The organism is Seleniivibrio sp., from assembly GCF_021209385.1.
In the GTDB taxonomy this organism is placed as follows: Bacteria; Chrysiogenota; Deferribacteres; order Deferribacterales; family Geovibrionaceae; genus Seleniivibrio.
The window spans coordinates 45,809-53,094 of the sequence record NZ_JAJOIL010000038.1 but is presented as its reverse complement, the minus strand read 5'-3'; the positions used below and the strand labels follow the sequence as shown (position 1 = coordinate 53,094).

Annotated in this window: 7 protein-coding genes; 5 read left to right on the top strand and 2 right to left on the bottom strand. The window is 40.0% G+C overall.

Features of this window, described 5'->3' with window-relative positions; translation table 11 throughout:
- From LRY47_RS13780 to LRY47_RS13770, 3 genes are all read left to right on the top strand, one after another.
- Positions 1-962 (top strand): GMC family oxidoreductase (locus tag LRY47_RS13780; protein ID WP_366043870.1); only part of this gene is annotated, 962 nt, incomplete at its 5' end.
- Complete coding sequence (locus tag LRY47_RS13775; protein ID WP_295226409.1) at positions 959-1,996, top strand: NAD(P)-dependent oxidoreductase; 1,038 nt, start codon at positions 959-961, stop codon at positions 1,994-1,996. The genes LRY47_RS13780 and LRY47_RS13775, both read left to right, overlap by 4 nt.
- Positions 1,993-2,847 carry a glycosyltransferase gene (locus LRY47_RS13770; RefSeq protein ID WP_295226408.1) on the top strand — a complete coding sequence of 285 codons (855 nt, stop codon included), beginning with the start codon at positions 1,993-1,995 and terminating at the stop codon, positions 2,845-2,847. The genes LRY47_RS13775 and LRY47_RS13770 overlap by 4 nt, the downstream gene beginning before the upstream one ends.
- Here LRY47_RS13770 and LRY47_RS13765 read toward each other — a convergent pair.
- Positions 2,834-3,763 carry a sugar transferase gene (locus LRY47_RS13765; protein WP_295226406.1) on the bottom strand — a complete coding sequence of 310 codons (930 nt, stop codon included), beginning with the start codon at positions 3,761-3,763 and terminating at the stop codon, positions 2,834-2,836. The genes LRY47_RS13770 and LRY47_RS13765 overlap by 14 nt on opposite strands.
- A 233-nt stretch (positions 3,764-3,996) precedes the next feature.
- Between LRY47_RS13765 and LRY47_RS13760 the strand changes: the two genes are divergently transcribed.
- A complete protein-coding gene (locus LRY47_RS13760) occupies positions 3,997-4,941 on the top strand; it encodes a Gfo/Idh/MocA family oxidoreductase (protein WP_295226404.1) in 945 nt (314 codons plus the stop codon).
- A 36-nt stretch (positions 4,942-4,977) separates the two neighbouring features.
- On the opposite strand, the gene LRY47_RS13755 is transcribed toward LRY47_RS13760, so the two are convergent.
- Complete coding sequence (locus LRY47_RS13755; RefSeq protein ID WP_295226402.1) at positions 4,978-6,063, bottom strand: DegT/DnrJ/EryC1/StrS family aminotransferase; 1,086 nt, start codon at positions 6,061-6,063, stop codon at positions 4,978-4,980.
- 174 nt (positions 6,064-6,237) lie between these two features.
- Here LRY47_RS13755 and gmd point away from each other — a divergent pair, with 174 nt between their 5' ends.
- Positions 6,238-7,272: a GDP-mannose 4,6-dehydratase gene (gene gmd / locus LRY47_RS13750; RefSeq protein ID WP_295226400.1), complete on the top strand. Its 1,035-nt coding sequence runs from the start codon at positions 6,238-6,240 to the stop codon at positions 7,270-7,272.
- The last annotated feature ends 14 nt before the right edge of the window (positions 7,273-7,286 follow it).

The following is a 7,286-nucleotide window of genomic DNA, read 5'->3' as shown; positions in this document are numbered from 1 at the left end:
TTCAAGCAAGGTGCTTTAACAACACCTTTACATTACTCGCAAACGAAACCGGACTTGCAGTAAATACCATTAAAGCAATCGCCTTAGATTATACAGAAGAACTGGAAACTTCTGTATACAGGGAAACACCAAGGCTGCTGCTGAATTCAAATATCTCTAACAGAAATATCGGTCGATATCTGATGGATCATCCTATGGGAAATCTTTGCCAGATAGAGTTTCTGAAGCCTGATAAATATCCGATATATTCGGATACAAAGTACAGTAGCAATAACAAGATCAAAACTGGCTTTGAAATGACTGAAGAGAAGCAGAAACAGCTTGCATTGCCCAACAATAATTTTTACCTGCGTCCTTCTTTTGTGAAAGGAATCGACAACGAATCTGAAAAAATTAAATTGTCTCTGTTATCTTTTAAAGACGGAAAAGTTTCGCTGACGGATGTGTGGAAGGTTATAACAAATCCCAATGTCGTTCGCCAGATACTTGCATATAAGTTTTCTTTGAACGTCACGTTTAAATATGCAGATCTTTTCTTTGTCACAGAACAGATACCAAATTTTGACAGCAGCGTGACATTGTCTGATCAAAAAGATAAATGGGGATACCCTATAAGCCGCGTCAACTGGCAAGTTACAAAATATGATATTGATTCGATGAGGGTTTGGTTTAAATTATTGCTCACAGAGTTATTTCCTCGGGAAAGTTATAAATTTACCCACACTATCAATGATTTTAATTGGGAAGATATATTTACCTCTGCTATCCATCATGTTGGGACAGCCAGAATTGGTAACGGTGAGAATGATGGTGTTGTAAATGCAAATCTGAAAGTTTTTGGATTGGATAACTTATATATTTGCGATGGTTCAATCTTTACGACCGCAGGAAATGTAAATAACGGATTCACAATTTCAGCATTTGCTTGCAGATTGGCTGAATATTTAAAGAAGGACTTATGAAAGTAGCAGTAACAGGAGCGAATGGATTCATAGGGAGCAGATTTGTCGCATTGTACAGGAACAGACTTGAGATAGTTGCCTTGGGCAGTGAAAACGCCCCTTTGGATAATTCTGAATTATTGATAGAAAAAACAAAAGACGTTGACGTTGTTGTGCATTGTGCTTTTGATCATAGTTACAGACATAACATAACAGGAATTCGTAATCTTCTGAAAGCCTGTGATGCAAATAAAATTCAAAAACTTGTACACCTAAGCAGTTTTTCTGTATACGACCATAATATCGTAGGTGAGCTGAATGAGAGTTGTGATTATTCCACATATAATGATATCTACACTAAAGAAAAGCAGAGCATTGAACGTATACTCATAGATGAAGGCAAGAATATGACGTCTATTATTATTCTTCAGCCCACAGTTGTCTATGGATTAGGTGGAAACTGGAGCCGATACGCGTTTTATGCCTGTCGTGGCGCGAATATAAGACTTCCTGAAAATGGTAATTGTATATGCAATGCTGTGTATGTTGATGATGTAGCTCAGGCAATTTACAAAAGCTGTCTGGCAGATATAAAGTTCGATAAATTTATAATATCTTCACAAGAACCAGTTAAATGGAAAGATTTTTACAAAGCGCATAATCAGGTACTCAAAGCCATTGGTTTAGATGTGCAATGTAGTATCACTTCTTCCAATTCCAATGAGTTTCATAATAGCAAGGTTTTTAACTTTATATTTAGTATTTTATTTGAAACTTTTTTAGGGAGTTCATTGTCTTATCCTATAGTTTTTGCAAAAAGACTAAGATCAAAGCGTTTTGTTATGCCAATAAAGAAAAATGAGTTGCTTGCACATCTTGCAACGCCTAGAAATCACACTTTGACAGAGCCAATTGCTGTAACTAGAAAAGTTCATTTTTGTAATTTTTATGCTGGCATAGATAAAGCAAATAGATTATTATTGTACTCACCTGATTATGATTTTAATGGCGGGACAAATGAATTGGAAAACCAAATTATGAGCATGGGACAATGAAGTTTTCGTTATTAATGTCAATATACAATAAAGAAAAGCCTGAGTTTTTTGAAAGGGCAATGCGTTCAGTTTGGAATGAGCAAACTGTGAAACCTGACGAAATTGTTCTTGTCAAAGACGGACCTTTGAACGATCAACTTGAAACTGTTATTAATAGATGGAAAGTTATATTGAGCGATGTACTTATTATTGTGGGACTGCCTGAGAATATCGGTCTGGGTGGAGCTCTAAATATAGGTATTGATAGATGTTCAAACGAACTTATTGCCCGTATGGATACTGATGACATTTCCTATAGTGATAGATTTGAGAAACAACTTGCGGTTTTTGAACATATGAATGTCGATATTTGCAGTGGCAATGTCAGTGAGTTTGATCAGGACGAACACAAAATTATTTTTTATCGCAATATACCTGAAAGTCATGATGAAATTTTTAAATATTTTAAAGTACGCAGTGCAGTCAACCATCCGGCGGTGATGTTTAAAAAAACTGCTGTTCTTAATGCAGGTAGCTATCAGACGATGATATGGTTTGAAGATTATTATTTGTGGGTGAGAATGCTTCTGAATGGTTCTATTTTTTTCAATATACAAGAACCGCTGGTAAATATGAGAGCAGGTTATGGTCAACTTGTCAGAAGAAGCGGACTCAGATATGCTGTTGCTGAATACAGGTTTATGAAAGAATTAAAGAATATTGGCTTTCTCAATTTTTTTGAATTTGCTAGGAATGTTGCCATACGCTTTGTAGCTAGAACAATGCACAAAAGTATACTTAAGAGAATATACAGAAATCTAAGAGAACCTTCTTACTTGCAAGTTGTTTTATTCGTGGTCATCTCCCTTTAAGTTTGAAGATAGTTATCATCGTTCGCCAAATTATCAACAGTTCAAGTTTTATACTCCAGTGTTTGATGAAAAACAGGTCGTACATAAGCTTTTGTTTTGTATCTTGAATAGATGCTCCATAAGGATAGTTGACTTGAGCCCAGCCGGTTATCCCCGGAGCCACAATATGTCTTTCGTTGTAATAAGGTAAAACCTTTTCGTATTCGTTGACTAGAACATTCCATTCAGCTCTTGGTCCTATCATGTGCATGTCCCCTTTGAAAACATTAATGATTTGTGGAAACTCGTCTATTCTTGCTTTTCTCATGAATTTACCGAACGGAAAAATTCTTGGATCTTCCTTTCTGGTATAAGGGTCATATTCCATATTTTCATGCATACTGCGAAACTTATAACATTGGAAAAGTTTTCCGTTTAGTCCTACCCTTGTTTGTTTGAAAAACAGTTTTCCGGAAGATTGTTTTTTGATGATAAAGGCAATGACACCTATGAACAGTGCTCCAAAAGTGAATATTATTAAACAGAAGAAATAGTCTATTAGTCGTTTTGTAATATACTGCTTGAAAGTGTAAGACCTGATATTATCAAGATAATCAAGAGAGATATTATCATCAGGAATTAAACATTTTTTGAGATACATCTCCATAAAGTGTTCCAGTGTAATTATTTTGATTCTTTGACGGCAAGGTTGGTTTTTGTGATTTACCAGATAGGAAATTATATTGTTGTCAACTTTATGCTCAGTGTTAAGAATTACTATACGGATTGCAGATTTGCTGAGTCTCTCATCTATTTCTTCTATAACTGAATTGGGTTCCTTTTCATTGTAATCAATAATTGAGAACTCTGGACATAATTTTTCTATTACTTTGAGTTCATATTCATTAAATATATATTTACGACCGAGACATATCATTATAATTTCCTAAACACTATATTGCATTCAAATACTAACAAATACTTACAAAACTGTAAACGTTTTAATCATACCATAATTGGTAGGTAAAAAAACAAAATATGTATGCAATTAATGTGCTTTTTCACTAATGAATATTATATATAGTTTTTAAGATGTGTTATGAACTGAAAAATGATGATTTGCAAGTGAAATGAGAGTATAAAATATATAATAAAATAACGGGGGAGAATATGGCTGATAAAATCAGAATCGGACTTCTCGGCATCGGCAGGATGGGGCAGAACCATCTGCGCAACATAATGCTTTTAAAAGATGCCGAACTGGCGTTCATATACGATGTTGATAAAGAGGCATGTGCTAAACTTTCGGTACAGTATGGTGTAAGGGTCTCTGAAAATCTCGATGCAGATATGAAACAGGTCGACGGCGTAGTCATTGTCACACCCACCTTCACTCACTTCGACTATATTAAACGCGCCGCAGAGTGCGTTAAGAACATATTCGTTGAAAAACCGCTTACAGACAGCGCGGAAACAGCCAAAGAGGTTGTTAAGCTGGCAGAGGCAAAAGGTCTCAACATTCAGGTTGGTTTCATAGAAAGATACAATCCGGCCGTTGCAACACTTAAATCTGTCATGCAGAATAGTGAAAGCATTATCAGCGCCGAATTTAACCGCTCAAACAAGGTTGCAAGCGGACGCATCACAGATGTGGACGTCGTTATCGACCTTATGATACATGATATAGACCTTGCTCTTGGACTTAACGGCAAAGCGGTAAGGGTGACTGCACACGGGCATCAGAAAAATGATGTGATAGAATATGCCAGAGCGCTTGTTACACATGAGAACGGTAGAGTATCGGATATAACAGCAAGCCGTATAACAGAGAAGCGTATCCGCCAGATAAACGTTGCGTGCGAGGACATGTTCATTGATTGCAACCTTTTGGTTCGCGAGGTCAAGGTTCACCGCCCCGCAGAGCAGAACCTTAACGGTGCCGTTCTTACGGCAAAGGACGAAGCTGTTGAGGTCAAACTTTATGATGCTCTTCAGGCTGAGCTTTCAGATTTCCTGAAACTTTGCAGAGGAGAAAAAACGCAGGCTTCGGATGTTTACGCCGGGCTTGAATCCCTTGAGATTGCGGAAGAGATAAGAAAACAGATAAAAGGATGAAAATAGAAAAGGCGGGTCGAGCGACCCGCCTTTGTTTTATGCGTTAACGGTTTCGATAACGAATTTCTGTTCTTCCTCTTTCAGAAACGCTGACATAGGCAGAGCCATGATGTCTTTGGAAACCTCTTCGGTAACGGGCATATCGCCCTCTTTGTATCCGAGGTATTTGAATACGTTCTGAAGGTGCAGGGGGATGGGGTAGTAAACCGCTGTGGGAACGCCCGCATCGCCGCATTTTTTGATCATAGCGTTGCGGTCTTTAACTCTGATGCAGTATTGCGCCCAGACCGATACGCAGTCTTTGTCCACATGGGGAACAACTACGTTTTTAAGTCCGTTTGCGTAGCGTTTTGCAACAGCCTGCCTAGTTTCTATCTCTTCTTTGTAATATTTGAGTTTAACGTTCAGCACGCCTGCCTGAATGGCGTCCAGTCTGCCGTTGATACCGACATGGCTGTGGACGTAGCGTTCTGTCTGTCCGTGGTTCAGAAGGATGCGCATTTTTTCATTCATCTCGTCGCAGTTAGTGAAAACTGCGCCGCCGTCTCCGTAGCATCCGAGTGGTTTTGCGGGGAAGAATGACGTACAGCCGATTTCTGACATTCCACATGAGCGTTTGCCCTTGTAAAGAGCGCCGAAGCTCTGTGCGCCGTCTTCGATAACGGGTATGTTATGTTTTTTGCCGATGGCGTTTATAGCATCCATATCGGGGGTTTGTCCGAAGATTGACACGGGCATGATCGCTTTTGTTTTACATGTTATCTTGGCTTCTATTTTGGCTGGGTCAATGTTGTATGTTTTTTCGTCGATGTCCACAAAAACGGGAGTGGCGCCGACAAAAGCTATCATTTCTGCTGTTGCTATGAATGTGAAGGGAGAGGTGATTACCTCGTCGCCTGCTTTGATGTCGAGAGCCATGAGAGCGAGAAGGAGCGCGTCGGTTCCGCTGCTGCATGCGATGGCGTGTTTAACGCCTGTAAATTCGGCAAGATTTTTTTCAAGTTCGGCTACTTTGGGTCCGAGGATATAAGCAGAGGTATCCAGAACCTGATGTACCTGAGCGTCGATCTCGTCCTTATATTTTTTGTACTGTGCCTGTAGGTCGATAAAATTCATTTTCATTTTTCACCTTCGATTGGTTTGGAAGCTAAGTTCCAACAGATGTCATACTAATACTTCTGTATGAAAAGACAACAGAAAATCCCCATGGTTCACAGGCAAAGATAAGTTGAAAAGGTGCTTAATTTAACGTACAATCAAAGACCTATAGTGTTTTTGAATTATTTGTGGGGAAATATGAGAAAAGCTGTGATTACAGGCATAACAGGTCAGGACGGGGCATATCTTGCGGAGCTTCTGATAAACAAGGGCTATGAGGTATGCGGCACATACAGAAGAACCTCGTCGGTGAATTTCTGGAGATTGGAGGAGCTTGGTATTCTGAAGCATCCGTCTCTGAAACTGGTGGAGTATGACCTGACAGACCAGCCGAACAGTATAAGGCTTGTTGCCGCGCAGAAGCCGGATGAGATATATAACCTTGCTGCACAGAGTTTTGTAGGCGTGTCGTTTGAACAGCCGGTGACAACTTCCCAGATAACTGGTATAGGCGCTCTGCACCTTCTTGAGGCGGTGCGCATCGTTAACCCTAATATAAAATTCTATCAGGCATCGTCATCCGAAATGTTCGGTATGGTTCAGGAGATACCTCAGTCTGAAAAAACTCCATTTTATCCCAGAAGCCCTTATGCGATAGCCAAACTTTACGCCCACTGGATGACTGTGAACTACCGCGAGGCCTACGGCATATTCGGCAGCAGCGGTATACTTTTCAACCACGAATCACCCCTTCGCGGGCTTGAGTTTGTTACAAGAAAAATCACCGATGCAGTGGCAAAGATAATCAGCGGAAAAGCGGAATGCGTCAGTCTCGGAAATCTGGACGCAAAGCGCGACTGGGGCTATGCCAAGGACTATGTTGAGGGCATGTGGAGAATACTTCAGGCTGATAAACCCGATACGTTCGTTCTTGCCACAAACCGCACTGTGACAGTCAGGGATTTTGTTAAAATGGCGTTCAGTGTTGTCGGCAGAGATATCGAATTCAAAGGTCACGGCGCAGACGAGATAGGTGTGGATACTTCCACAGGTAAAACCGTTGTGCAGGTGGATCCAAAATTTTACCGTCCGACAGAGGTCGAGCTTCTAATCGGAAACCCCGAAAAAGCTAAAACGATTCTGGGCTGGCAGTCCGCCACAACCCTTGAAGAGCTTTGCAGCATGATGGTGCAGGCTGACATCAAAAGAAACGAAGTAGGATTCTGTTTCTGATATCAAAATTGAGG